The organism is Streptomyces plumbidurans (assembly GCF_019857225.1).
Classification (GTDB): domain Bacteria; phylum Actinomycetota; class Actinomycetes; order Streptomycetales; family Streptomycetaceae; genus Streptomyces; species Streptomyces plumbidurans.
In genome coordinates this window covers 1-1098 of sequence record NZ_JAFJSY010000171.1, presented here as the reverse complement: position 1 = coordinate 1098, position 1098 = coordinate 1, and the positions used below count along the sequence as shown (strand labels likewise).

The window sequence follows — 1098 nt, the reverse complement described above, 5'->3', positions numbered from 1 at the left end:
GCCGGACCCCTCGCCGAGATCTTCTCCGTGGACCTGACCGCGGCGATCAGCCGGTGTGCCCACTGCGGTCGCACCGGGCCCGTCGCCGGACTGCGGGTGTACGCGCGGGCACCAGGACTCGTCGCCCGGTGCCAGAGTTGCGGGCAGGTGATGATCCGCCTGGTGAGCACGGTGGGCACGAGCCGGCTCGACATGCGCGGCGTCACCGTACTGTCGATCCCCACGGGAGGATGACCCACAGGCGCGGCGCTCTCCGGGCATGCATCGCTCAGAGAGCGCCCGCCGCGGGTACGTGCGCGACCCCGATCACCCGGCGCCGGGTCGGAACACAGCGCTCAGGGCCGCCATCCGAGGGGTTCCTGCTTCACTGCGCAGACGTCGAAGAACAGCTCGACGTCATCGCCCGCGAACCATGCGCCCGCCTCGACGCCCGCGGTCCGCAGCGGGCTCCATTCCGATCGCTTCAGTACGGAGCGCCCCGCTACCGTCACGAGCTCCGGACCCTGTGGTCCACGGGCGCGTTCGTGGCGCACCGCGTCGACAACGAGCGGCTGCGTGATTCCCCTGAGCGACAGGTTTCCGACGAGCCGGAACAGACCCGCATGGTGGACTTCGGCCGAGGAGGACCAGAACGACACGAGCGGGTGCCGCCCGGCGTCGAGGAAGGCGGCTCCGCACATGCGCGCGTCCCGTTCCTCCGAACCGGTGTCGAGACTCGACGCCGTCGCGTATACCGCGAACGCCGTCCGCTCAGGTCGCTCGCGGTCCAGGGTGAGCGTGCCCGCGACGTGCCGGAACACGCCGCGAAAGCCGGCACACGCAAGGTTACGTGCGTGGAGACTGACGCTGCTGTCGTCCGGGTCGATGAGATAGGTCGCGACGTCCGCTGCGCGCTCCATTGCGCGCGACCGGGTTCCTGTTCGGCTGGTCATATCGGCCTCCCTCATCGGTCCCACGTCGTTGATGATTAGCGGCGACGCCTCCGGCCCCCTTACTGGCTGTCTGCCTGGAGGTCGGGTCAGGGGGTGCTGTCGGGAGGGGGACAGCCGCGGATTCGCGGTGCATGAACGTCGGGTTGATGGTGACCTTGCGCGGTGG

2 protein-coding genes are annotated in these 1098 nt (G+C 69.8%); one reads left to right on the top strand and one right to left on the bottom strand.

Going from position 1 to position 1098, the window contains the following annotated elements; translation table 11 throughout:
• On the top strand, positions 1 to 234 hold a 234-nt coding region (locus JYK17_RS40255), incomplete at its 5' end, for a DUF6510 family protein (protein ID WP_222812326.1).
• 101 nt (positions 235 to 335) lie between these two features.
• On the opposite strand, the gene JYK17_RS40250 is transcribed toward JYK17_RS40255, so the two are convergent.
• Positions 336 to 932 carry a YceI family protein gene (locus JYK17_RS40250; RefSeq protein WP_222812325.1) on the bottom strand — a complete coding sequence of 199 codons (597 nt, stop codon included), beginning with the start codon at positions 930 to 932 and terminating at the stop codon, positions 336 to 338.
• Between the last annotated feature and the right edge of the window lie 166 nt (positions 933 to 1098).